Origin of the sequence: Marivirga tractuosa, assembly GCF_042140215.1 — a bacterium.
Taxonomy (GTDB): Bacteria; Bacteroidota; Bacteroidia; order Cytophagales; family Cyclobacteriaceae; genus Marivirga; species Marivirga tractuosa_A.
This window is the reverse complement of record NZ_CP159478.1, coordinates 1,944,555-1,970,641: the sequence shown is the minus strand read 5'-3', so window position 1 is coordinate 1,970,641 and position 26,087 is coordinate 1,944,555. Positions and strand designations below refer to the sequence as shown.

The window sequence follows — 26,087 nt, the reverse complement described above, 5'->3', positions numbered from 1 at the left end:
TCAAACTTCCCTATCTCCGCATTTTCACAACTACCAATAATACCTTATTTTCGCATTCTTTAAATTAAATACCCCATGAAGAAAATATTGATAACAGGAGGAGCCGGGTATATTGGTTCTGCTTTGATTAAAAAATTATTGCCTTTGCAGGAAGTAGAGCAAATTGTGATTTATGATAATTTGAGCCGCAATAATTATCATTTCTTTTTAGGTGATAAGCTCCCCAATCAGGAAAAGATTAATTTTATTCAAGGGGAACTATTGGATACAAGAAAGCTTAAAAAAGCTTTAAATGGCATAGATACAGTCATCCATTTGGCGGCAAAAGTAACCACGCCTTTTGCGGATGCTGATCCCCACTATTTTGAGCAGAGCAATCATTGGGGTACGGCAGAATTGGTTTATGCTGTGGAAGAATCTGAAGTAGAGCATTTTGTTTTTGCCAGTAGTGTTTCTGTATTTGGTTCTTCTAAAGATATTATAGATGAAAACCATCACCCTAATCCCAGAACGATTTATGGCATCTCAAAATTAAGAGGTGAAGAGCATGTAGCGCGTTTGATGGATAAAATCAATACGCAAATTCTAAGGTTAGGCAATGTTTATGGTTATGCCAATGCAGTTCGCTTTGATGCTGTGATTAATCGTTTTATGTTTGATGCCAATTTCAATAAGCATATTGCCATTCATGGAGATGGGAAACAGCATCGCCCCTTTATCTCCATTCAAAAAGCTTCTGAAATTTTAAAGCAGGTAACCATCAAGGATGACATCCCTTCAGCTTATTATAATGTCGTTGATAAAAATTTACAGGTTTTGGATATAGTAGATGCTTTAAAAGCCATTTATCCAGATATGGAATTTACTTTCATCAATCAGCATTTAAAATTAAGGGAATTACTTGTGAGCCCCGAAACTAAACTTCAAAACCATATTGACTTCCCTAAAGGCACCACAAAGCTGAAAGATGATTTAATGGTTTTTAAAGAGGCTTTGCGGTTTTGAGAAGTTGGGTGTTGGATGATGGAAGTTGGATAAAATGAGCGACAAACTATGTCAGTACCGAAGGCCGGAAATTGGAGTGTGTGGAATGAAAAGTTGGAAGCTCTAGTGCTCAACACCCTACACCCTCCAATCTAGCTAAATTAAGAATTAATGCTCCAATACTTCCGTCTCCACTTCTGTCACTTCCATTAAACCCTCAGCAGTCAAATTAGTCAGTTTCACTTTTTTCAATTCGTTGATTAGAATGGGATCATATTTGGCTACCACTCTTACATAATTATCAGTGAAGCCTTCCATCAAGCCATCATGTATATCTTTCTCGAATAAAACTACTTCTTCCCTACCTAGATTTTCTTCATAAAAAGCTCTCTTTTTCTTTTCAGATAAGCTTCTTAGCATTTTTGAACGCTCATTTCGGACTTTCATCGGTACCACTTCATCCATTTCATCCGCATCGGTATTTGGTCTTTCGGAATAGGTAAAAACATGCAGATACGATATGGGTAAATCTTTTAAAAAGTGATAAGTCTCTAAGAAATCCTCTTCTGTTTCTCCAGGAAACCCTACAATCACATCCACTCCTATACAACATTGCGGCATCAATTGCTTAATTTTTGCTACTCTATCTTCATAAAGCTCTCGCAGATAGCGCCTTCTCATTTTGCGCAAAACCTTATTGCTACCACTTTGAAGCGGAACATGGAAATGAGGCACAAATCTTTTGGACTGACTTACAAACTCGATGATTTCATTAGTCAACAGATTGGGTTCTATACTTGAAATACGAAATCTTTCTATTCCTTCTACATTATCCAGTTCTTTGACCAAATCGACAAATCGCTCTTTTCTTTTCCCATCCTGAATACCAAAATCACCAGTATTTACACCAGTCAAAACTATTTCTTTTACATCTTCGCTAGCAATTTGCTGAGCACTTTTCACAATATTTTCTATAGTATCACTCCTACTCTTTCCTCTAGCTAATGGGATGGTGCAAAATGCACAATGATAATTACAGCCATCCTGAACTTTTAAAAAGGTTCGAGTCCTGTCATTTATAGAGAAAGCATTATTAAAACTCTTAGCTTCTTTTATATCCGAAGCAATAACTTGTGTTTCATCTTTTTTGGTGAAGCCATCCAACTTATCAATCAACTGGAATTTCTCTGCTGCACCCAAAACGGCATCTACTCCTTTAATTTCAGAAATCTCCTTAGGCTTCAGCTGGGCATAACAACCTATAATAGTCACAAATGCATCAGGATTAATTTTTTTGGCTTCTTTTACAACCTTCTTGCATTTTTTATCAGCATTTTCTGTTACTGAGCAGGTATTGATAATGAATATATCAGGATTAGCCTGAAAATCGACTTTCTCATAACCTCTGTTTTCAAACATTCTTGAAATAGAAGATGTCTCTGAGAAATTCAATTTACAGCCGAGTGTATAAAAAGCAACTTTTTTGTTCATGCCGAGAATTTTGCAAAATGAACCGCAAAGTTAAGGCTAAAATTCCTGAATCTAAATTTTTTTGAGTTTAAGGAAAGATTAAGATAAGAATTTCACTCCTTTTCTTTATTTAAAACCATAAGAAAAGCTAACTAACATGTTTTCAGGTATTTTCCTCATTTTCTCCATAAAAAGAGCTGAATTTCATTAAAAAGTTGTGATCAGTTAAAAAATTAGGCTCAAATACAGTGATTTTTATCATTTTTTATGTTTTTAAAATATTTTTTAGACCTAAAATCAATTATTTCACAAATATTTATCTAAATTTGGTTCGAATTTAAACCAAAAAACATAAAAATGGCTAATTTAAGATTCAACGCACTCGATATCGTTTCAAGAAGAAAAACTGAAAGAATCGAAGCCCCATCTAATAAAATTTCAGATTATTTTGGAAAGGATGTATTCACTTTGAACGAAATGAAAGCTTCATTGGCGCCCGATGTTTTTAAAAAAGTAAGTAGTGCCATCGATAAAGGCAAAAAAATAGATATGGAAACTGCAGACCAAATTGCTTCTGCAGTAAAAGCTTGGGCAATCACAAAAGGTGTAACTCACTATACGCACTGGTTTCAGCCCTTAACTGGATCAACTGCCGAAAAGCATGATTCATTTTTTAATGCACAGAAAGGGATCGAAGTATTTGCAGGCTCTATGTTGGTTCAACAAGAACCTGATGCCTCCTCTTTTCCAAACGGAGGATTAAGAACTACATTTGAAGCAAGAGGTTATACTGCATGGGACCCTTCTTCTCCAATGTTTATATTCGGAAGAACCTTGTGTATCCCAACTATATTTGTTGCTTATACAGGTGAAGCATTAGACCATAAAGCTCCTTTGCTTAAAGCAGTAGAAGCAGTGGATAACGCAGCCACTAAAGTGGTACAATTATTCGATAGAAATGTTAATAAAGTAAATGCTTCTTTAGGCTGTGAGCAAGAATATTTTGTTGTAGATAAAGCATTATTTTCGGCACGTCCTGATCTTTTATTATCTGGAAGAACGCTTTTTGGTCATAATCCTGCAAGAGGCCAGCAATTAGATGATCATTATTTTGGCTCTATTCCAAGTAGAATTTACAACTACATGAAAGATTTTGAAATTGAATGTTTAAAATTAGGTATTCCAATTTCTACTCGACATAATGAAGTTGCCCCAAGTCAGTTTGAAGCGGCTCCATTATTTGAAGATATAAATGTGGCTACTGATCATAATAGCTTGATGATGGACGTTATGAGACGTGTAGCAGCTAGACATGATTTAGAAGTTCTTTTCCATGAAAAACCATTTGCGGGATTAAATGGAAGTGGAAAGCACAATAACTGGTCATTGATTACTAACACAGGCGTTAATTTATTTCAACCAAGTAATAGTGCAAGGGAAAATCTATTGTTCTTGGTTTTTTTAGTGAATACTATCAAAGCGGTTGCTGATAATGGAGAGTTATTAAGAGCTTCTATCGCTTCTGCAAGTAATGACCACAGATTGGGGGCAAATGAAGCTCCACCAGCAGTGATGTCTGTTTTTATTGGCTCTCAGTTAACTGCTGTTTTAGACGAATTAGAAGAAAAAGGTAATATCAAGATTGATAAGGGAGATAATATGTACATGAAATTGGGCATAGACAAAATCCCACAAATTATTTTAGATAATACCGACCGAAACAGAACTTCTCCTTTTGCCTTTACAGGAAATAAATTCGAGTTCAGAGCTGTTGGTTCCGATCAGAACGTAGCACAACCAATGTCTATTTTAAATTTGATAATGGCTGAGCAATTATCTGAGTTCCACAAAGAAGTAAAAGCTGAAATGGGCAAAGGAACAGACAAGAAAATTGCCATTGTTAATATTTTAAGACAATACATTAAAGATTCCAAAAAAGTAAGATTTGAAGGTGATGGTTACTCAGAAGAATGGGAGAAAGAAGCTGAAAAAAGAGGCCTGGCCAATGTAAAAAATACTCCTAGAGCTTTAGAAGCATTTGTTACAGATAAAGCTAAAAAGCTTTTCGCCAAGCATAATGTGATGACTGCAGAAGAATTAGAAGCTCGTAATGAAATCTATCTGGAGAATTACATGATGAAAATCCAGATCGAATCACGTTTAATGGGAGACATTGCATTAAATCAAATCATTCCAACTGCGGTAAAATACCAAAATACTCTGGCTCAAAATGCTAAAAACTTAAGCGCTTTAAAACTGGACAATTCAGAAATATTGAAGAATATTGAATTGATTTCTGGTTATACTAAAGACTTGAGAAGCTTGGTGCATGAAATGATTGAAAAGAGAAAAGAACTCAATAAAGTTGAAGACATAGTAGAAATGGCTACTAGATATTGTGATGAAGTGAAAGAAGCTTATTTTGACAAAATCAGATACGCTGCTGATAAACTTGAGTTATATGTAGATGATGAGCTTTGGCCTTTGCCAAAATACAGAGAATTATTGTTTTTGAGATAGTACATAACCATAACCAACTATTCACTTAAACCAAAAACCGTTCTGATCTTACAGAACGGTTTTTTTATTTAAGCACTCATCTGTTTCGTTTTCAAAAACGGCATCCACTTTTCATCTATCTCACCTGAAAAATCTCTAATGAACATTACATAACTAGGTTTGAAAGGTGGACGCTTGAGCTTTAAATCACTTTCTTCTGGTGTATTATTTCCTTTTCTGGCATTACATCTTTTACAAGCGGTTACCAGATTATTCCAAATCGACTTCCCTCCTTTTGAGCGAGGTATCAAATGATCTAGTGTCAAATCTTTTGAGGTTCCACAATATTGACATTCATGTCCATCCCGCTTGAATACATTTTGCCGAGTTAGCATAACTCCCTTATAAGGCATATTAACATAATTGGTTAATCGGATGACAGAGGGAAAAGGAAATGAGCGATCAACTGAACGAAGCTTACGCTTTTCATCATTTTCAATTAGTTCAGCTTTTTGTAAGTACAGTAATAAAAAGGCTTTAGGGATACTACAAACCGTAACAGGACTATAATCCTGATTAAGAACTAATGCGCGTCTGGAACCAATCTTCATGCTTTAAAATTTTAATCAAGCATAAAAATCAGTCTAGATTTTCATGCTAATATTCTTTTTATATCGGTCAAATAATGTGTGTAACCTTTTTGTTCAGCATTGAAGATACCATTTTCATCTAAAAAATCAATCTTTACTTTGCCAGAAGCATGAATAATCTCCTGATTATCAAGTAAAATGCCCACATGCGTAACTTTTTTATGTTCATTTCTGAAAAAAGCCAAGTCTCCAGCTAAAGCATTTTCCAGATTATCAATTGTCTTGCCTTGCTCTACTTGCTGCGAGGCATCACGTTTTAAATTGTAACCACATATTTTAAACACGATCTGAGTAAAACCAGAGCAATCAATACCAAAAGGAGATTTTCCTCCCCACAGATAAGGCGCATTCATATATTTTTTGGATATATTTTTCAAGAAATCAAAATCTCGCCTTGCACTCAATGATTTTGCTTCTCCATTAAAACCTAAATGTTCCTCTATTGCAAAAATTTCATTGGTTGAAATAGGGATAATTGCACCCATAGTAACTGGCAATAAATTCTTGTGATATAAAATACTTGCAGTTAGATCAGTACAAATTTTATAATCAGAATTATTAATTTGCTCGAAATACTCATCAGTTATTTTATGATTTTGTTTAGCATCAATCCAGCCTTCATATCCATCAAAATAGATCTTAATTTTTATCCATTTTTTGTCTTTTGAAACGTCTGTGACTTCATAATGGTCACCAAACAATAATTGGGTGACCATCTCAGCAGAATCAGAAGCATCTGCCCGCACAGGAACAATACTCAATCTACAAATACCTTTTTCCCCTATTGAAATCATAGATTAAAATTTCATTTTAGACAATTCCCGCTTCATATCTTTTTCTTTGATACTGTCTCTCTTATCGTGTATTTTTTTACCTTTTGCCAATGCTATTTCTAATTTAGCCAAACCTCTATTATTTATAAAAAGCTTAGTGGGTATCAAGGTTAAACCTTTCTCTTCCATCCGCTTTCTAATCTTCTCTATCTCTTGCTTTTTAAGAAGCAATTTGCGTTCCCTTTTTTCTTCATGATTATAATGAGTACCTAATTCATAATGCCCAATGTGCATTCCTTTCACAAATACTTCTCCTCTATGAATATAGCAATAAGCTTCTTGTAAGCCCACTTTATGCAAGCGAATAGCTTTAATTTCAGTACCTTGTAATACTATACCCGTTTGAAAGGTATCCAACCACTCATATTCAAATCTAGCTTTCTTATTTTTTACTGTAACTGAAGTACTAAACTCTTTTTTATCACTCATATTTCACAATTCTAACAAAAATTAATACTTTATTTTGATAAACTATCAAAAAATCGGGCTAATTTTTCTTTTCTAAGTATTTTTTGGCCAGTTGTTCCTACTGCAACAATTCTATTTTCAACTTTTGCCCTATAATCACAAATTATTTCCCTTTCTTTAATCCCACTATATTTTGCCTCTATTTCCACCGTATCTCCTACCAAAGCAGGTGATTGATGTTCGATATTTAAATGAGTACCAATTCCTTCTTCTCCTTCTTCCAGCATTTCCAATACAAATAGTCGAGTTGCCCATTCAATTTCTCTGGCTAAAGTAAAGGTAGCACAAACATCATGTACGGCTTGTTGCTCAAAATGTGCCACATCTTGAGCTTTTACTTTAAAATTGTGAAGTTTTTTATCTCCTATTTTGAAAATATCTTTCATTTATCTTTTTCAACTGAAAATTTCATTCTTGGTATTGGAGCAGCATCCATGCCCAAAAATTCTTGCTTTTGATATTTGAAATGTGCCGTCATAGCAATCATTCCAGCATTATCAGTGCAATATTCAAATTTTGGAATATAAGTATTCCAGTTCAACTCCTCTCCAGTTTCTGCTAACATTTTTCTCAAATAAGAATTAGCAGATACCCCTCCCGCTATAGCTATTTCTTTAATTCCTGTATGTTTAGATGCCTTTTTTAATTTCTGCAATAGCGTCATAATTAACCGGTGCTGAACGCTAGCACATATATCATCCAAATTATCGCTAACGAAATCAGGATCTTTTTGACTATTATTTTGCAAAAAATATAATACTGCTGTTTTAATTCCGCTAAAAGAATAATTAAATCCTGGCATTTCAGTTTCAGGAAATTGAAATGCTTCATGATTTCCTTTTTTAGCATGCTTATCTATCATTGGCCCACCAGGATAAGGTAAACCAATAATTTTTGCAATCTTATCAAAAGCTTCACCTACAGCATCATCTCTGGTTTCTCCCAATATTTCCATATCGAGATAATCATTAACTTTCACAATCTGTGTATGGCCGCCACTAACCGTAAGACATAGAAAAGGAAATTTTGGTTTTGGTTCTTCAATAAAATGGGCTAAAATATGGGCTTGCATGTGATTTACGCCTATTAATGGTATTTGCAAAGCAGATGCTAATGACTTCGCAAAACTACTTCCTACTAATAAAGCACCTAACAGGCCAGGTCCTTGAGTAAAAGCTACTGCTTTTAAATCCTTCTTGCTTATATTTGCAGCGGAAAGTGCTTGTTCAACCACAGGTACTATATGTTGTTGGTGAGCACGCGATGCCAATTCGGGAACTACTCCTCCGTATTTTTCGTGAACCGACTGAGTAGCAATAATATTATTAAGTACTTTCCCGTTTTGTACAACTGCCGCAGAAGTTTCATCACAGGAAGATTCGATGGCTAAAATATTGATATCCATAAAATTTGAAAGAGGAGCAAAATATAACGCAAGGTATTAAAAAAGGTATTGCAAAAGCAATATTATGGGTATTCCTTATACTTTTTTTTTCGATGAGTGTTTTGGTTTTAGCCATGCAATCTTCCTCTGTTCAAACCAAAGTTGCCCAATATGGCAGTGACTATTTAAGTGAAAAATTAGGTTTTGATATTAGTATTGAAAAAATAAATATTGAATGGTTTGACCAAATCACGCTTTCAGGACTTTATGTAAAAAATAAAGACCAAAGTACTTTCATTGACCTGAAATCAATATGGATTGATTATGACATAAAGCAACTTATAGATGATGAAAGTATACTTTTAGATAATTTAAGATTAAGTGATGGTAGGGTAATGCTTATCAGAGAAAAAGGAGATGATTATTTTAATATAGATTATTTGGTCGAAGCCATACGGAATTTATCTGCTCCCAAAAAAGACAGCACTGTAAAAAAGGCTATAAACCTACTGATTAGAGAAGCTTCATTATCTAATATCAATTTAGGGGTAATTAATTTGGATGTAGACAGCATTCAGGAAGGATTTAATTACAACCAATTTGTTTTACATGATTTAAATGCTGATCTAAATAATTTTTCAAGCAGAGCAGACACCATTCAAATTGAGGTAAATCAATTATCTGCCATTGATTCTGCAACAGACTTAAGCATTCATCACCTGAATACCAATTTTGAAATTTCTCAAAGTAGACTCTCTTTAACAGAATTGAATTTAGAACTGAATAAAAGTTTAATTACTGATTCCATTGTTTTCACCTATAATAGCATCAGTGATCTTTCCTATTTAATAGATTCAGTGAATATAAATGCCAATTTTAAGAATTCAATAATTTACTCGGAGGATCTTGCGCTCTTTGCTCCCTTTGTTAATAATTACGATGAAAAAATAAATCTAACAGGGAAATTCGATGGTAAAATCAAAAGGTTTAAAGCTAAAGATCTTGATATGCAATTTGGAAATTCCAGTTTTATTAAAGGAGATTTAAGCATAGATGGACTCCCAAATATAAGTGAAGCATTTATTGATGTAGACTTAATAAACTCTTCTCTGGTTCCTTCAGATCTCAAACAATATGTGAATGATAGTATAGCCTACCAAAGAATTCAGAATTTTGGGATCACTAATTTTAGGGGCAGTTTTATGGGCTTCCCTACTGATTTCGTGGCCGATGGAGTTTTTACATCACCATTAGGACGAGTAGAATCTGATCTAAACCTTAAAATCGCTCAAGATTCTAGAAAATCTACTTATAAAGGTAGTGTTTCAACCTATAATTTCAATTTAGGTAAATTTTTAGATGCTGATTCTATTTTTCAAAAAGTACAAATGACTGGCAATATTCAAGGCTCAGGATTCACTTTAGAAACAGCCAAGCTTAATTTGAATGCTAACATCAACTTAATTGGAATTAATGGGTATGAATATCAGAATATTACTACCAACGCAGAATTAGCTTCAGAATTTTTTAATGGAAAATTAAATATTAATGATCCATTATTAAAGTTTCAAATGGATGGATCAATTGATTTGAGAAATAATAAAAATTTAATCAATGTGACTGCTGATCTGGATACCATTAATTTGAAAAAACTAAATATTACAAAAGAAGATTTAATCATTAAGGCCAAAGGAAATCTTAATGGTAGTGGCATTACGCTGGATAGTATTGAAGGCAACACCTCATTACAAAAAATATATGCAGCTTATAGGGGAAATTCCATTCAATTAGATTCTTTAACTGTCAATACATCTAACAATAATGGTTTTAGAAAATTAAATATAAACTCTGATCTATTTAGAGCAAATATAGATGGGGAATATCAATTCACACAGTTGCAGAAGGATTTGTTTAGAACAGCTAAAGAATATCGACTTAACATTGAGAATGATAAAAACAAGATTGAAAATTATTATAGCGCAATTGACTCGTCCGCAAATTTAGAAGAGTACGCTCTCAACTTTAATTTCCTGATTAAAGAGATTAACCCTTTAATTAATCTGTTCATACCTAAATTATATATTGAGGAAGGAGCTTTGATATCCGGTCAATTTCAAAATGGAGAAAGTAGTAGTATTTATATAGAATCTTCCTTTGACTCAATTAATTATGATAATTATGTGTTCTCAAAAAATAATATTGATCTGAATTTCAGCAAATATCATTTAAGTCAAGATGTGCTCGGAATAGGTTTTATAAATTCAGCCAATCAACAATTAAATAATAATATACAAAGCGAAAACCTGAATATGGAGCTTTATTGGACTGGAAGAGAAATAAATTTCACTACTTTTCTTGACCAAGTTCAAAGTGACAATCACCTTAACCTAAGTGGAAGTTTAGAATTTCTGGAGGATAGTATAAATCTTTCAATAACTCAATCCGATATTGAGTTCTTTTCAAAAAACTGGAATTTTGTTGAGGGCAATAATCTTAAAATTAGCCGCAATAATTACTTATTTAAGAATTTTGGTATCTCTTCTGAGGATGAGAGGATAATTGCAAATGGTGAACTATCCATGGATTCTACCAAATCTTTAATGATCAATATCGACAGTTTCAAAATTGAAAACATAAATGAACTTGTTGAGCAACATGATTTTAAAGGTACTGCCAATGGGTTTATTAACATTCAAAATTTTCAAAATAAATTTCTGCTTTCAACCGAATTAAGCTTACTCGATATCTACCTGGACGAATTTTTAATTGGAGACATTAATGGCTATTCCAATTGGGAACCAAAAGAGGAAAAATTAATGATGGATTACATTGTTAAGCGACAAGAACAAGACATCATAAAATTGGAAGGAAGTTACGCGCCAGCTAACGAAAGAAGCCCTTTAGATTTAAATGCAAATTTACGAAAAACTAATTTAGTTATAGTTGAACCCTTCATTAACACCATCTTTTCTGATATGAGCGGTGAGGTGGATGGTGAGTTTAAGATATCAGGTAATTTAAACCGGCCAGTGGTTAATGGAACAGGAAAAATCACCAATGGAGGAATTAGAGTTAATTATTTAAACACCTTTTATGATTACACTGGAAATATCAATTTCAACCAAGAAAAAGTAACCTTTGAGAATATTCAGCTCACAGATAATCAAGGAAACAGAGGGTTTCTTAATGGTGATCTTTTGCATGACGGATTCACTGATTTAAGATTAGATTTAAAGGGGCAAATGGATAATTTAAAAGTGCTCAACACTTCCGCTAAAGACAACCAATTGTATTATGGTACGGCATTTACCAGTGGAGATATTTCTTTTACAGGCAGCGTTGGAAACCTAACAATAGATGCAAACGCAAAATCAGAAAAAGGTACAAGAATATTTATTCCAGTGGAAAGTACTTCTTCAGTGGAACAAGAAGACTTTATTAATTTCATAAATGTTAAAGACACAGCAGATAGTGAAACCAAGGTTATCAATAAATCAGAAGGTGTGGATATAAGAGGAGTAACCATGAATTTAGATTTGGAGCTCACACCTGATGCATATGCAGAAATAATTTTTGATATAAAATCTGGGGATATCATAAGAGGAAGGGGCAATGGTAAATTAAGTATGAATATAGATACAAATGGCGCTTTTTCTATGATTGGAGATTATACGCTTACGGAGGGCGGTTATAATTTTACACTCTATAATATTATTAATAAAGAATTCAGTATTCAATCAGGCAGCCATATCACATGGGATGGAGATCCCTATCGAGCCAATTTGGATATTCAAGCGGTCTATGAACAAAACGTTTCTTTATTGCCCATAATTGATATGGGCCAAGATTCTACGATTGCTAATTCTCCAGAATTAAAAAGAAGGTATCCAGCAAAAGTGATTTTGGATTTGCAGGGTGATTTATTACAGCCTCAAGTCGCTTTTGATATCAACTTTTCCGAATATCCAGATCAAATATATACATCAACACAATCAGTTTTCCCATTGAGAACTAGTGTAATTGCCTTTGAATCAGAGTTGGAGGTAGATGAGCAAGAACTTAAAAGACAAGTATTTAGTTTAATTATTCTGCGAAGATTATCGCCACGTGCTTCCTTTGCAGTAAGTGGGTCAGTAGGTAGTTCCGTAAGCGAATTCCTCTCAAATCAATTGAGTTATTGGGTAACTCAGATAGATGAAAATCTTGAAATCGATGTGGATTTAGGTTCATTTGATGAAGATCAATTTAATACTTTCCAGTTAAGACTTTCTTATAGCTTTCTTGGTGGGAGATTAAGAGTCACTAGAGATGGAGGGTTTACTCAAGGCGAAACTGACAATGTAAACCAAGAAATTTTAGGAATTTTAGGAGATTGGTCAGTAGAATATTTATTGACACCTGATGGAAAGCTTAGGGCTAAAATTTATAATAGAACTAATTTCAATACATTGATCACTTCTCAATTATCGAATTCAGCAACGACTAGTACTGGGGTTAGTTTAGTATATGTGACCAGCTTTGATCAGTTACGTGATATTTTTAATAAAAATCAAAAAAAGAAAAGTATAGAAAAAAAATCCGAACCTACTGAAAAAGAATCTGACAATGATTTAAACCACATTAAAAATGATATTATCAAGAGGGAAGAGAATGATGTGAAAGTTCAAAAACAATTTCACTAAAAATTTTCCAATTTAACTTTTTAAAAAATGGTTGTGAGTTCAAAAATTCTATTTAAAAAAAGAAAAAAACAGTGCTATGAACACATAATATTCGGAAATTGTGTCAAAAATAACTTATGACTTTTACTTAAATAATACAACTATTTTGAAACGGTAAATCAAAAAAGTAGGAAGTAGAATTAGCTGAGAAGCTGCCTTTAGGCAAAAAAACTTAGTTTATTTAATGAACACATCTTTAATGAGTTTTTTAGCTTTCACTTTGATTGTATATAACTAAAGGTAATGATCCCAAATAAGTAGTTGATAATTTTGGAATCATTTTACTTAGTCCCTAAAATAATAACTCATAAAATAGACTTTTTTATCTCTTTTATAAATAAAAATGCTCATTGAAACAAAGTTCAATGAGCTTTAAAAGCTAATTAATAAGTATTTTGTATATCAAGTTAACAACAAATTACAATTCATTTTATATAATTCTACAAATTAATTTGACATTTAAATCATATCTATTGTTTAACTATTTTGAAATAAGAACCATTCGCAGGGGAAGAATACAAATATTTATAACCATAACTCACAATACTATTTCCAAGCCAAACAGGTTGTTGTCCAGAGTATAAATATACATCTGAAGACAACTTAGCATTACCACTTAAGGAATAGGTTTTACCAGTATCTGGATGTACAACTGTGGAAAAAGTTTTCTTCGAATGTGCCCAATCCCTTTCAAAAAAATTAATAGCTGAAAACCAAAAACTTTCTCCTTTATCTGGATTATCATAATCTTCTGCTCTATACATCACAGTAGGCAAATCGCCAGTAACTTGAAGATTTTTTCCAATATCATCTTTATCCACCTTAAATACTTTCTGATCTCTATTTATTGCAGATGTACCATACCCATAAAGATAGGTAATATATGATATACCCAATTCAGAATTTCCTACTCCTTCATATCTGTCGTGCATTTTAAAATTCTTTAATCTATATTTATTATCCCATGAACTACTACCTGTCGAACCTCCACCTGAACTAGATCCGCCACCATCATATATAGGCATTACGATATCTGCTCCAGCCAAATTTTGAGACATAACCATAACTGGGTTTGATGTATTCAAGGCTTCATCTTCACTTAACATAATCAAATCCCATTCACCAGTGACTTCATTATTAATATACGCTGCAATACAATCTTCACAATCATCAGTGTCCTCCAATTCAAAAGCTGGTGAAATTATCAATTCTTTAGAAAAATCTGCTGAAGCACGATTAACCAGAAATAATTCTGATTGGTAAGTTTTATTATGAATATTTATTTGACTAGCGCGATTTAATAAAGACCTAGTTCTTGCGTTGTTATTTATTACACTATTATCGAAAATTTTAGTAACTACTACCGCATCATTTTTTGATTTATTAAACTCAAAGTTGATTTTTTTTCGAATTCTTGTTCCAGAAGCAACATATTTTTTAAATTCTTCACATAATTCATATGAAATATCGTTTAACCGTCTAATTTCTTCATCTTTCTCATTATGAACTAGCTGTTTTATATCTGAAATATCTAAACGTCTAAATTCATTGATATCTCTCGTTTCAATAATTTCCATTTCATTTTCTGAACATGATACAGAAATAATTGTTAAGATTCCCATACATACTTTTGTTAACTTTCTCATAAGGTTTCAGTTTAAATTTATACTTTCATTTGAATTTAATTTTTTTAAAAATAAAACTAAATCTATAATAAAACAAAATTAAAATGAATATAATTATTTTCTGGTTTAGAAGGGATTTAAGACTATATGATAATACTGCATTATATTATGCACTGCAAGATAATCAACCCGTACTCCCTATTTTCATTTTTGATTCTGAGATTTTGGATGATCTCAAAGATAAGTCTGATGCTAGAGTAAATTTTATCCATAATCAGTTAACAGAAATAGATAAACAACTCCAAGAAATCGGTTCAGGAGTGTTAGTTAAACATGGTAAACCAGAGGAAGTCTATAAATCATTAATTGAAGAATATAACATTCAATCCGTATTCACCAATAGAGATTATGAACCTTACGCTTTAGAAAGAGATCAGAAAATAGATCATATTTTACAACAAAAAGGTATTGGCTTCTATGATTTTAAGGATCATGTGATTTTCGAGAAAGATGAAATTTTGACTGGTGGTAACGAGCCTTATAAGGTGTTCACACCATTCAAAAATAAATGGCTCGAAAAGCTGGAGTCAGGACATATTCATCCTTATAAGATCTCCTTTAAGAAAGAAAATTTTCATCAATTCAATCCAACACTACCCAGTCTGGAAGATATTGGATTCGTCAAATCAGATATACCTATTCCTGCAAGGGAATATGATAAAAGCATAATTAAAAAATACGATGAGCATCGTGATTTCCCAGCTAAAAACGGCACGAGCAGGTTAGGAATTCATTTGAGATTTGGTACTATAAGCATAAGAGAAGCCGTTTCTTATGCTCAAAAACTGAACGATACCTGGCTTAATGAATTAATTTGGAGAGATTTTTATAGTATGATTCTAGCTAACTTCCCTCATGTGGTGAATAATGCTTTCAAGTCAAAATATGATGCCATTCCATGGCGAAATAGTAAAGAAGATTTTAAAAAATGGTGCGAGGGGAAAACAGGGTACCCCATTGTGGATGCTGGCATGCGGGAGTTAAATCAAACCGGTTATATGCATAATAGGGTAAGAATGATTACCGCTAGTTTTTTAACCAAGCACCTACTCATCGATTGGAGATGGGGAGAAGCCTATTTTGCAGAAAAACTATTAGATTATGAATTAGCATCCAACAATGGTGGATGGCAATGGGCTGCGGGGACTGGAACGGATGCTCAGCCCTATTTCCGAATCTTCAATCCATACAGCCAAACCGATAAATTCGATAAAAATAAAGCTTACATCAAAAAATGGGTACCAGAAGTGAATACTTCAGATTATCCTGAACCAATGGTTGTCCATAAAGAAGCAAGACAACGTGCTTTGGACACCTACAAATCTGCCTTAGATAATGCTTAATAGCTAAATATCCCTAATTTTGAATTATGAGGATATTGCTACTTATCTTTTCTGCCTTAATATTATTCCAGAATCTAGTCCATGCCCAAATTCAAAAAGATAGCATTGACCAAAAAAAGCTAAGAAATCTTATTATAGCTGAAAGTGCAGTTTATGCCAGCGGAATGACGGGATTGGGCTTTTTATGGTATAAGGATAGCGAGTCACAATCTTTCCAATTCTTCAACGACAATAAGCAATGGCTGCAGATGGATAAATTAGGACATATTTATACGGCCTACCATCTCACAGATATCAATTTTGAATTGTTGAAAAACACTGGAATGAATCCCAAAAAAGCTATGCTATACAGCAGCATAAGTTCTACATTAATGATGCTTCCTATTGAAGTTTTTGACGGTTTTTCCACAAGTTATGGAGCCTCTTGGGGAGATGCTTTAGCTAATACTATTGGCGCATTCCTCCCCTACCAACAATTTCTATTTAAACAGAATTACATATATCCAAAGTTTTCATTTTCACCAAGCCCTTATGCTGACTTAAGACCCAATACACTTGGGAATAATTATTTTGAACAACTCATTAAAGATTATAATGGGCAAACATATTGGTTAAGTACTGATTTTAATATTTTTAGTGAAAGCAATAGATTCCCTGATTGGCTACAATTTTCAGTTGGCTACAGTGGCAATCAAATGATTTACGGAAGTCCTGAAGAGAACATAGAAAATGGATATACTGCAAACAGACAATGGCTGCTGAGTTTGGATATGAACCTAAGCAAATTCGAGGTAGAGCAAAAGTGGTTAAAAATTATATTCAAGCTAATCAATAAGGTTAAAATTCCGTTCCCAACAGTAGAATGGGATGGAAAAGGCGTAGTTTTGCATCCTTTATATTTTTAAAAATTGAATAATCATGCAAATAGGCGATAGAGTTAGATTAATGAAAGGAACCGAAGAAGGCATAGTAGTTAAAATGCTAGATAAATCTTTGGTGGAAGTTGAAATAGAAGATGGATTTGCTATTCCTGTTTTGGAATCTGAATTGGTAGTCGTTTCTTCTGATGAAAGTACAGCATTTGATACTCAAAAATATGAAAGCCAAAAGCCTACTAAACAAAAAACAGTTTACGAGCAGCCAAATCAATTAAAGGGTTTTCATTTAGCAATTATCCCTTTAAATGATCATCTGAACAGCATATACTTCCTCAATCCATCAAAAGAAGATATTTTGATAATGGCTAATGAGATAAATGGCAAAAATGAAGAAAAGACCATCCTGTCTGAAAAAATATTTGCTGAGAAATTCAGTAAAATCACAGAAAGAAATATGGATCATCTCAATACTTGGGCTCCACTTTCTTTCACAATTCTTACCGAAAACAGTAAGTGGTCAATCCCAATGAGACCAGAAAAAATCACTGTGAAAATAAAAGCCAAACATTTTCAGAAAGACAAAACCGACATCCCATACTTAAATAAGAAAGGCTATCTAATCCCATTAAATCAATCTTCAAAAGAATCAGTTGAACCTGAAAAGATTGATATAGATAAATTAAAAGACAGCTTTTTTAAAGGAAAAGAAGAAAGCGAAAGCTATAAAAACATTGGGAAAAGCAATAATCAAATTCCTGAAATAGATCTACATATTGAAACTATTGATCCCTATTATGAAAATTTACCAAAAGAGGATATTCTCAAAATTCAGCTTTCAAAATTTGAAGAAAAACTTAATGAAGCCTTTATGGCAGGTTTAGATGAAATTATTTTTATACACGGGGTTGGAAATGGCGTTTTAAAAAATAACATCCATAAACAATTGTCTCAACATGATAATATTCAATTTTTTAAGGATACGCACAAAGAAAAATTTGGCTATGGGGCGACATTGGTAAAGATTAAATAAAATTATTTCTAAATTTATTACAATAATTTACTAAATTTGTTACTATATACATCTTCTTACTTGAAGAATCATATAAAACGTGACTAAGAAAACTTTTTAATGACAGCCTTATGAATTTTAATGAATTTATGGAATCCTACGCCAATGAGATTGGTGGTCAATTCCAAGAATATGATACCAATAAGTCAGTGGTTATTTATCCCTTAGGCGGTAATAGATACCAAGCAGTACTAGGCACTTTAAAAAAGAGTGATATCACCAATAAACCAAGTATAGAATTTACTTCCAAAGTATGTGAATTTAGTACTGCTATTAATCTAGAAAACCTTATTCGAGCTAATGCTACTTTTTGTACTGCACGCTTTGTTTTGGTAGACGACTTCATAAGAGTTGAAGCAGCAATATTAGAGGAAAGTGCTACCGAAGCGGTTTTAAAAGACATTATAGAAGAAGTAGCTACTGTAGCTGATGCTTGGGAACACAAATTAACAGGACAAGATGTGCATTAAAGGCACATCTATAACATTTTAATAATTTCAACTAATTCACCTATTCTCACTTCCAAATCCATTTTTTGGTCTTATTTTTGTCAATAAGATTTAATAATAAAAATTGCAAGCCGTCTTATCGCTCTTCGATTTATCGGGGGGAGGAAAGTCCGAGCAACACAGAGCACCGTACCTTGAGAAACCAAGGGTCTTGATGTGAAAATCAAGAACAGATAGTGCCACAGAAAACAGGTAGCCTTAACGCTAGTCGTTAAGGTCATAGTGAAAAGGTGGGGTAAGAGCCCACCGTCTCGGATAGTAATATTCGAGTGCACGGTAAACCTTTCGGGTTGTAAGGTCACATACATTTTTGCTCCCGAAGTTTTCGAACTTCGGGATAAGGGCTGCTCGTCCTAAAATCCTATTTGGATGGTAAAAAGGGGTAGACTGCGTTAGATAAATGATAAGAGTCCGTCTTTTGACGGAAACAGAACTCGGCTTATAGGCTTGCAATTTTTTATTTATATTGAACTTTGCAAAACCCAATAACTATGTCCAAAATACTATTGATAGATGATGAAGCTAGTATTCGCCAAACTTTAAAGGAGATACTAGAATATGAAAAATATGAGGTAGAAGAAGTAGCAAATGGTGCTGAAGGCTTAAAAAAAATCGAAAACGAACATTACGATCTAGTCCTTTGTGATATCAAAATGCCGAAAATGGACGGCATGGAATTACTCAATGCAGTATATGAAAAAGGGATTGAAATTCCTTTCATTATGATTTCTGCTCATGGCACTATTGACAATGCTGTGGAAGCCACCAAAAAAGGCGCTTTCGATTTTATTTCCAAACCGCCTGATTTAAATAGATTATTAGTTTCTGTCCGAAATGCTTTAGACAAGTCAACACTGATGGCAGAAACTAAAACACTCAGAAAGAAAGTCTCTAAAAAATATGAAATGATTGGCTCCTCCAAAGAATTGGAGGAAGTAAAAGATACGATCGCTAAAGTAGCCCCTACCGATGCAAGGGTATTGATCATTGGAGAAAATGGGACAGGAAAAGAATTGGTGGCAAGACAAATTCACGAGCAAAGTGAAAGAGCAAAATCACCAATGGTAGAAGTAAACTGCGCTGCAATTCCTTCTGAATTAATTGAAAGTGAGTTATTTGGACATGAAAAGGGATCTTTCACATCTGCTGTAAAACAAAGAATAGGAAAATTCGAACAAGCTTCAGGAGGTACTTTATTTTTAGATGAAATAGGAGATATGCCTTTATCTGCTCAAGCTAAGGTTTTGCGAGCTTTACAGGAGAGTAAAATCAATAGAGTGGGTGGAGATAAAGATATTAAAGTGGATGTCAGAATTATTGCGGCCACCAATAAAAACTTAAAGGAAGCTATTGATAATGGTGAATTTCGAGAGGATCTATTCCACAGATTAAGTGTCATTAGAATTAATGTTCCCCCATTGAAAAACAGAAAGGATGATATACCTGAATTAGTTGAAAGATTTTTAGGTGATATTGCGGAAGAGCACGGTGCCAAGAAAAAATCTATAGACAAAGATGCATTGAATCAATTAAAGGAATATAATTGGAGTGGCAATATACGTGAACTTCGAAATGTAGTGGAGAGACTTATAATCTTAGGTGCAGAAAAAATTACAGCTCAGGATGTGAAGAAATATATTGAATAAAAAGAATTGAAGATCAAACAGATTGTTCTTCAGAATTAGATTCTTGTTCAGTGTTCAAATCAGTTGAAGCATAAGTTGGACATGTTTTTTGGGCACATGCTCCAAGAAATAATGCTGAAATAATAACTAGTAAAAGTCTTTTCATGTCGAAAGCGTTTAAATATCTTACATTCAAATATAAGTCCATTAATCTAAAATTTAAAATCTATTATTAAATTAATTACATTATTTAATAACTTTTTACATTAAACTAAAATGTTTATTTGAAACAAAATCTTCAAAATCATCAATTATGATCATTAAAGGCTGTTTCTAACTCAGAAATTATTAAGATTATTTATTTCAAAAAATCTTAATTTTTATCTAAAAAACACTTAATCTAATACTTACTATCAATATTTTTTTGCTTAATTTGATATTTAATGTCAATTCATAATGCTTAGAAAAGCGATATTATTCATTACAATTTTTTCGATCTCAATCTTTAGTCTGGAAGCACAAAAGAAAGACCTTGCTTCGGAATGGGAATGGTTTAGAGCCCTGGAAACACGTATTTCTACTGCTGACACAGAGGATTTATTAGAAAATAAAAAGGAGGAATTACAGTCGGCTAAAGATATTGATAGAAATGATATTGAAAGCAAGGTTTCTAAAGAATTAGCTTTTATTCACATTAACAAAACCAATGATTTAGAAAAGGCAATGTCTTTGCTAATTAGAGCTTTAGATATTGATGAAAAAACAGAAAATGAGATTGCTCTAATTTTTACCTATATTGGCTTTTATCAGCTTTTTGACCAAGTAGAAGATTACTATTATGGCAAAGAGTTTTTAGAAAAAGCTTCTAACTTACTCAGAAATTACGATCTCCCCCCTCTTAGACTTTATATCAATCAAAAATTGGGTTATACCTATTACGCTACAGGAGAAACGGGCAAATCTATAGAACAACACCAAAACATCCTTCATTATGCCAACTCCGAACGAATTCCTAAGGTAGAGGCAGATGCAAATACTGATTTAGCAGATATATATGCAAATGAAAATGAATACGAAAAAGCTTTAAGTTATTATAAAAAAGCTTTAAAAACGTACAGAAGGATTAAGTCTCCTATACAAGAAGCTGAATGTTTAAATGCTGTAGGGAATATCTATTTACTTCAAAATAAATCTAATCAAGCATACGACAATTATGTAGCAGCCCTCGATATTTTGCAAAATAACAAAAATGCAGAAGCGCAATTAGCCTCTTTATATAATTCGGTTGGAAGATATTATTTAAAAGAGGACAATCCTGAAAGAGCACTGGCAAATTTAAAATTAGCAAATCCTCTAGCTCAAAGTTCTCAAAATCAGGAACTGGTTCAGGAAACTTATGCCTTATTAAGTAAAGCATATAAAGCCATAGGAGATTATAAGAATGCCTTAGAATATAGCGAATTATTTAAAGCGTTAGAAGACTTTCTACAAAAAGAGAAGAATGACAGAAGTATCTTAAAAATGCAAAGCCGTTATTCTATCAATCAAAAACAAAGCTTAATTGATCAATTAGAATTAAATAGAATTCAAAAGGAATTCGAATTAGAAGAAGAGAAAAGGTTTAAAAATTTCTTAATTATAATGGTGGCCTTAATCGCCATCATCCTTGTTTTGATCTTCACCCTTTTTCTTGTGCAAAGGAGAAGTAATTCCAAATTGAAAACAGCTAACCTGAAAGTGAAGGCTCAAAATGATGAGCTAGAGGATTTAAATGCAACCAAAGATAAATTCTTCTCTATTATCAGCCATGATTTAAAGGGGCCTTTAAATTCACTGACTTCATTTTCTGGTCTATTAATGAATCATACCAGCAGTTTAAGTACGGAAGAGATACAGATGTTAGCCAAGGACTTAGATAAATCTTTGAAAAATTTATTTGCACTATTGGAAAATCTCCTTCAATGGTCTCGTTCTCAAACAGGAAACATAGAATTTAAAGCTGAGGAAGTTGATCTTACGGAAATGCTAAGTGAAAATAAAAAGCTTCTTGAGAAGCAAGCAGAAAATAAAAACATTGAGATTGAGGTGAAAAACACTAAGCCTGTAAGTGCTTTTGCTCATCCTAATTCCATTACAACTGTGATTAGAAATTTATTATCTAATGCCATAAAATTCACCGAGGATGGAGGGAAAATTAAAATGGGTGTAATAGAAGAAAACAAAAGATATGTTGTGAAAATAGCAGATAATGGAGTGGGGATGCCAAAAGATGTTGCTAGTAAAATCTTTAGGATAGACACTAAGCACTCCACTCAAGGAACAGCAAAAGAAAAAGGTACTGGTTTAGGCTTAATATTATGCAAGGAATTTGTTGAGAAAAATGGTGGTGAAATTTGGGTGAAAAGCGAAGAAGGAAAAGGTACTATTTTCTCTTTTTCCATTCCCAAATAATCTAATTAAGCCTCTCTTGATTAATACTACCAATCTTCAAAACCAAATAATATCCCGATAAATGCGGGAAAGGTCTTGCTCGAAGAGGGCGGGCAGGAGGACAAAAGGCGGGCCAGCGATGGTATGTAGCGATGAAGCATCTTTTTGTCTTGATTTTTTCTTTCTTTTTGATCAAGTCATCGCAGTCTTATAAACTGAACATCAAAGTAGATAACAAAAGTATTCTCTGCGAAAACTTTGCGGCTTAGCGACTTTGCGAGACATTTTAGCGTCAAAGACGCCTGCGGACAATTCTTGTTATATAGTAGCAAAAAGGAAAAGTAGAAACTTCAAGATATAATTTTGGGTATAAATCTAGATTTAATATCTAAAACCTCAGATTTCCTCTAAATCAAAGCTTTTTGAGGTTTTAGATATGATAAAATTTCAAAAAATGAGACTTTATATTTGCTTTGAATGATAATTAGAGTCACGTTTTAATTTTCAAGAGAACCCTAATTATAATTCAAATTCTCAGCTAGTTGCCTAACGGGCAATATCACTTCTATAGTTGTACCCGTTTCAATTTCACTTTTTAGATTTAATTCTCCTCCAAGTCTTGAAACTACTTTTTTTGCCATGTAAAGCCCCATCCCTACATTTATATCACTTCGCTTCCCTTTAAAGAACACTTCAAAAACCTTTTTCTGTAAATTTTCAGGTATTCCTATTCCATTATCTTTAAAATACATCCTATAATGAGATGAATTTTCTTTTTCGAATGTGATTTTCAATTCAGTATCATAATAATTATTATGCTCAAATACATTTTCAATTATTTGATAGACCAATCTTTTAAGTAAAGCTCTATCAGAAGTCATATATTGAGAATCTGTTAATACCTCTACATCAATTAATGCTTTATTAATATCTTTATTTCTCTTCCTGAAGACTGAAATGGATACCTCTTCTATTAATTCCTTTATATCAAATGTGGTTATATTCAATTCACCATGCAGGATAAAACTTACTTCTTTAAAATCATTAAAGATGTGCTCAAGTTTTTGAACACTTTTTTCTATCAATCCAAAATAGCTTTGGATTTCTTTATCTTTTGAGGTCATATTACCCAAATTCACTAATCCTAAAACATTGGCTATAGGCCCCTTACATCATGGGAGGTCTTATACATAAAGTTAGCCAATTCAGCATTCAAATCTTTTAAATTGATATTTGCTTGTTTTAATGGAGTAATATCCCTTAAAAATTGTTTAAATCCCTTTATCCGTTTCTTTTCATCATAAAGTAATGAGGTGCTACTTTCCATCCATACGGGAATATTTGAACTAGTCTTGAATTCATATTCAGCATCTAAATATGGAAATTCCTTATTCATTAAAACACTTTTAATTTCTTTATCCTTAGAAACTGATTTAGCATTTATTAGCTGATGAATATTAACTCCTAAGATATCTTCTTCATTAAATCCTAAGGTGGAATAAAACAATTTAGGTGCCTGGGTAATATTATGCTCTAAGTCAGTTTCAACAAGCATTACAGAAGTAAAAACCTCCATTTTCTTTCTTAAATTCTCACTTTCCAGCAGTTCCCATTCTGTTTCAGCCCTGGTTTGAATTTCTTTTTTAATGACTTGTGATTTTTTTTGAACCAACTTTCTTAGTGAATAAATATATACCAAAGCCGTTACTGATAATAAAAATAAAATGGCTAAAATCATGATTACTAGTTCCTGATTTTGAGACCACCATCCCTTTTTAGGTGTCAACCACTTTTGAAATAATTGATCATACTCTCCTGATGCTTTTACTAATCTTAATCCCCAGTTTAAAGAATCAAGAATAGCCGAATCTTCTTTATTCACTACAAAACAGTATTCCGTAATAAAAACTGGATCACTTGAAGATTGAATATTTTTAATATTTTCGACTTCCATTTTATAATTTGTCGTCATAAAGGAAGTGATAGCACAATCTGCCTCTCCTCTTACTACAGCATTAATAGCATCAGATTCTGAGGAATAAGTCTGAAGGTCTCTTAAATCTAAAAATCCAAGTTGATCAAAATATTCTTCTACTATTGTAGCTTCTTGAATGGCTACCTTTTTACCAGAAAGACTAAACAAATCCTCGACAGGCTCTTTGTCCGATCGAGTGAATATGGAATAATAAACCAAACTTATAGGACGGGAAAACAAGATGCTATCTTCACGAGCTGCAGACTTAAAATAGGCTGCAACATCCAATTCATTTGTGTCTTCTAACTTTTTTCTGATTACTTTCCAATCATCAGGATAAATCTCAATATTCCAATTAAGTTCTTCTCCAATTGCTTTTATAATTTCCACATTAAAGCCGTCTGCCTTACCGTCCTTATTTATAAACTCATAGGGTTCATAAGTTTTATCTATTCCATAATTAATTGATTTTTCAGGCAAAGTATTATTACTTTTAGCTTGTCCAAATAAGCTAAAGGGGATAAGAAATGGTAGAAGTAAAGCTCTGGTCAGTAATTTCACTTAGTTAAAGTTAGATATGATTAATTATTTCAATTTTAGTTAAAGTTAACTTAATTTATAAATATTATAGATAAAACACAAAAATGGTATTATAGTTTGAACAATTTAAAAAGTAATAAGATTAAATTTTTGATGAAAAAGCGATATTGATGGATGAACAAGCAAATACAAATGCGAAATGGAAAGAGAAAACATTTGAAATTATTTTCAAAGCAGATACATTCTGGGGGAAACTATTTGATGCTATTTTATTAGTCGCCATTTTCCTAAGTGTATTAGCTGTTATTTTAGAAAGTGTTGGTAGATTCCGGTTGAATTATGGCATTTACTTTTTATGGGCCGAATGGATATTTACAGGGCTATTTGTTATAGAATATATATTGAGAATTATAGTGGTTAAAAAACCCTGGCACTACATTAAAAGCTTTTTTGGAATAGTTGATTTACTCTCAATTTTACCTTCGCTATTAGCTTTTGTATTTGCAGGAGCTCAATCTTTAATGATTATCAGGGGACTTAGATTATTAAGAATCTTTCGAATTTTCAAACTCACTCAATATTTAGGAGAAGCCTCTCAACTTTCTACGGCTCTACTTGCAAGTAGAAAGAAAATCACATTATTTATTGCTACTGTATTAATTTTAGTTTCCATAATGGGTGCAGTTATGTATTTAATTGAACCACCCGAAAGTGGGTTTACTGATATTCCGAGAGGAATTTATTGGTCAATAGTAACGCTCACTACTGTTGGTTATGGAGATATTGCTCCTATCACTCCCTTAGGTCAAATTGTCGCCTCCTTTATTATGATCATGGGATATGGAATCATTGCAGTACCCACTGGAATTGTAACCTCTGAAATGAATAAGAGTAGATTTAAGGTAGACAGTAGAAGCTGCGAAAATTGCGGAGCTAAGCAACATGGCGATTTTGCAAAGTTTTGTCATAATTGCGGTGAAAAATTACCTCCTATTTCTTAAATCGATTCATTTTTCATCAACAT

The 26,087-nt window shown here is 32.9% G+C and carries 20 protein-coding genes and 1 other RNA gene; 11 read left to right on the top strand and 10 right to left on the bottom strand.

What is annotated here, in order from left to right; translation table 11 throughout:
* The first annotated feature begins 75 nt into the window (after window positions 1–75).
* Window positions 76–1,005: an NAD-dependent epimerase/dehydratase family protein gene (locus ABWH96_RS09040; protein ID WP_375581130.1), complete on the top strand. Its 930-nt coding sequence runs from the start codon at window positions 76–78 to the stop codon at window positions 1,003–1,005.
* Window positions 1,006–1,152: 147 nt separating this feature from the next.
* On the opposite strand, the gene mtaB is transcribed toward ABWH96_RS09040, so the two are convergent.
* Window positions 1,153–2,475, bottom strand: a complete 1,323-nt coding sequence (gene mtaB / locus ABWH96_RS09035) for a tRNA (N(6)-L-threonylcarbamoyladenosine(37)-C(2))-methylthiotransferase MtaB (protein ID WP_375581129.1) — start codon at window positions 2,473–2,475, stop codon at window positions 1,153–1,155.
* Between the two features lie 336 nt (window positions 2,476–2,811).
* Here mtaB and ABWH96_RS09030 point away from each other — a divergent pair, with 336 nt between their 5' ends.
* Window positions 2,812–4,974 carry a glutamine synthetase III gene (locus ABWH96_RS09030; RefSeq protein ID WP_375581128.1) on the top strand — a complete coding sequence of 721 codons (2,163 nt, stop codon included), beginning with the start codon at window positions 2,812–2,814 and terminating at the stop codon, window positions 4,972–4,974.
* Between the two features lie 68 nt (window positions 4,975–5,042).
* Here the strand turns inward: ABWH96_RS09030 and ABWH96_RS09025 are convergent, their stop codons facing one another.
* Genes ABWH96_RS09025 through tsaD form a run of 5 tightly spaced genes read right to left on the bottom strand, consistent with a single transcriptional unit; the run spans window position 5,043 to window position 8,309 of the window.
* Window positions 5,043–5,564: an HNH endonuclease gene (locus ABWH96_RS09025; RefSeq protein ID WP_375581127.1), complete on the bottom strand. Its 522-nt coding sequence runs from the start codon at window positions 5,562–5,564 to the stop codon at window positions 5,043–5,045.
* A 41-nt stretch (window positions 5,565–5,605) separates the two neighbouring features.
* The gene (locus ABWH96_RS09020; protein ID WP_375581126.1) at window positions 5,606–6,397 is read right to left on the bottom strand and encodes an NlpC/P60 family protein; all 792 of its coding nucleotides are present in this window, start codon (window positions 6,395–6,397) and stop codon (window positions 5,606–5,608) included.
* Between the two features lie 3 nt (window positions 6,398–6,400).
* On the bottom strand, window positions 6,401–6,865 hold the full coding sequence (gene smpB / locus ABWH96_RS09015) for an SsrA-binding protein SmpB (RefSeq protein ID WP_375581125.1): 465 nt from the start codon (window positions 6,863–6,865) through the stop codon (window positions 6,401–6,403).
* Between the two features lie 29 nt (window positions 6,866–6,894).
* A complete protein-coding gene (locus ABWH96_RS09010) occupies window positions 6,895–7,290 on the bottom strand; it encodes a thioesterase family protein (protein WP_375581124.1) in 396 nt (131 codons plus the stop codon).
* Window positions 7,287–8,309, bottom strand: coding sequence for a tRNA (adenosine(37)-N6)-threonylcarbamoyltransferase complex transferase subunit TsaD (tsaD, locus tag ABWH96_RS09005; protein WP_375581123.1), 1,023 nt, complete (start codon window positions 8,307–8,309; stop codon window positions 7,287–7,289). Before tsaD ends, ABWH96_RS09010 begins: the two co-directional genes overlap by 4 nt.
* 5 nt (window positions 8,310–8,314) lie before the next feature.
* On the opposite strand from tsaD, the gene ABWH96_RS09000 reads away from it, so the two are divergent.
* Window positions 8,315–12,970: a translocation/assembly module TamB domain-containing protein gene (locus ABWH96_RS09000; protein WP_375581122.1), complete on the top strand. Its 4,656-nt coding sequence runs from the start codon at window positions 8,315–8,317 to the stop codon at window positions 12,968–12,970.
* A gap of 509 nt (window positions 12,971–13,479) precedes the next feature.
* Here the strand turns inward: ABWH96_RS09000 and ABWH96_RS08995 are convergent.
* Window positions 13,480–14,655, bottom strand: a complete 1,176-nt coding sequence (locus ABWH96_RS08995) for a hypothetical protein (RefSeq protein ID WP_375581121.1) — start codon at window positions 14,653–14,655, stop codon at window positions 13,480–13,482.
* Between the two features lie 83 nt (window positions 14,656–14,738).
* On the opposite strand from ABWH96_RS08995, the gene ABWH96_RS08990 reads away from it, so the two are divergent.
* From ABWH96_RS08990 to ABWH96_RS08965, 6 genes are all read left to right on the top strand, one after another.
* Window positions 14,739–16,037 (top strand): cryptochrome/photolyase family protein, encoded by a 1,299-nt coding sequence (locus tag ABWH96_RS08990; RefSeq protein ID WP_375581120.1) that lies wholly within the window; start codon window positions 14,739–14,741, stop codon window positions 16,035–16,037.
* A gap of 26 nt (window positions 16,038–16,063) precedes the next feature.
* The gene (locus ABWH96_RS08985) at window positions 16,064–16,942 is read left to right on the top strand and encodes a DUF2279 domain-containing protein (protein WP_375581119.1); all 879 of its coding nucleotides are present in this window, start codon (window positions 16,064–16,066) and stop codon (window positions 16,940–16,942) included.
* A gap of 13 nt (window positions 16,943–16,955) precedes the next feature.
* On the top strand, window positions 16,956–17,945 hold the full coding sequence (locus ABWH96_RS08980) for a Smr/MutS family protein (RefSeq protein WP_375581118.1): 990 nt from the start codon (window positions 16,956–16,958) through the stop codon (window positions 17,943–17,945).
* Window positions 17,946–18,055: 110 nt separating this feature from the next.
* On the top strand, window positions 18,056–18,454 hold the full coding sequence (locus ABWH96_RS08975; protein WP_375581117.1) for a hypothetical protein: 399 nt from the start codon (window positions 18,056–18,058) through the stop codon (window positions 18,452–18,454).
* A gap of 102 nt (window positions 18,455–18,556) precedes the next feature.
* An RNA gene (gene rnpB, locus ABWH96_RS08970) (RNase P RNA component class A) lies at window positions 18,557–18,951 on the top strand.
* A gap of 33 nt (window positions 18,952–18,984) precedes the next feature.
* Window positions 18,985–20,139: a sigma-54-dependent transcriptional regulator gene (locus ABWH96_RS08965; RefSeq protein WP_375581116.1), complete on the top strand. Its 1,155-nt coding sequence runs from the start codon at window positions 18,985–18,987 to the stop codon at window positions 20,137–20,139.
* Window positions 20,140–20,152: 13 nt separating this feature from the next.
* Here ABWH96_RS08965 and ABWH96_RS08960 read toward each other — a convergent pair whose 3' ends face one another.
* Entirely contained in the window at window positions 20,153–20,284 is a 132-nt protein-coding gene (locus ABWH96_RS08960) for a hypothetical protein (protein WP_375581115.1), read from the bottom strand.
* Window positions 20,285–20,574: 290 nt separating this feature from the next.
* Here ABWH96_RS08960 and ABWH96_RS08955 point away from each other — a divergent pair, with 290 nt between their 5' ends.
* Window positions 20,575–22,569 (top strand): ATP-binding protein, encoded by a 1,995-nt coding sequence (locus tag ABWH96_RS08955; protein ID WP_375581114.1) that lies wholly within the window; start codon window positions 20,575–20,577, stop codon window positions 22,567–22,569.
* A gap of 494 nt (window positions 22,570–23,063) precedes the next feature.
* Here ABWH96_RS08955 and ABWH96_RS08950 read toward each other — a convergent pair whose 3' ends face one another.
* Together ABWH96_RS08950 and ABWH96_RS08945 are read right to left on the bottom strand one after the other, a co-directional pair.
* Window positions 23,064–23,672: a sensor histidine kinase gene (locus ABWH96_RS08950; RefSeq protein WP_375581113.1), complete on the bottom strand. Its 609-nt coding sequence runs from the start codon at window positions 23,670–23,672 to the stop codon at window positions 23,064–23,066.
* Between the two features lie 32 nt (window positions 23,673–23,704).
* On the bottom strand, window positions 23,705–25,084 hold the full coding sequence (locus tag ABWH96_RS08945) for a transporter substrate-binding domain-containing protein (protein WP_375581112.1): 1,380 nt from the start codon (window positions 25,082–25,084) through the stop codon (window positions 23,705–23,707).
* A gap of 149 nt (window positions 25,085–25,233) precedes the next feature.
* Here ABWH96_RS08945 and ABWH96_RS08940 point away from each other — a divergent pair, with 149 nt between their 5' ends.
* Window positions 25,234–26,064 (top strand): ion transporter, encoded by an 831-nt coding sequence (locus ABWH96_RS08940; protein ID WP_375581111.1) that lies wholly within the window; start codon window positions 25,234–25,236, stop codon window positions 26,062–26,064.
* Window positions 26,065–26,087: the final 23 nt, after the last annotated feature.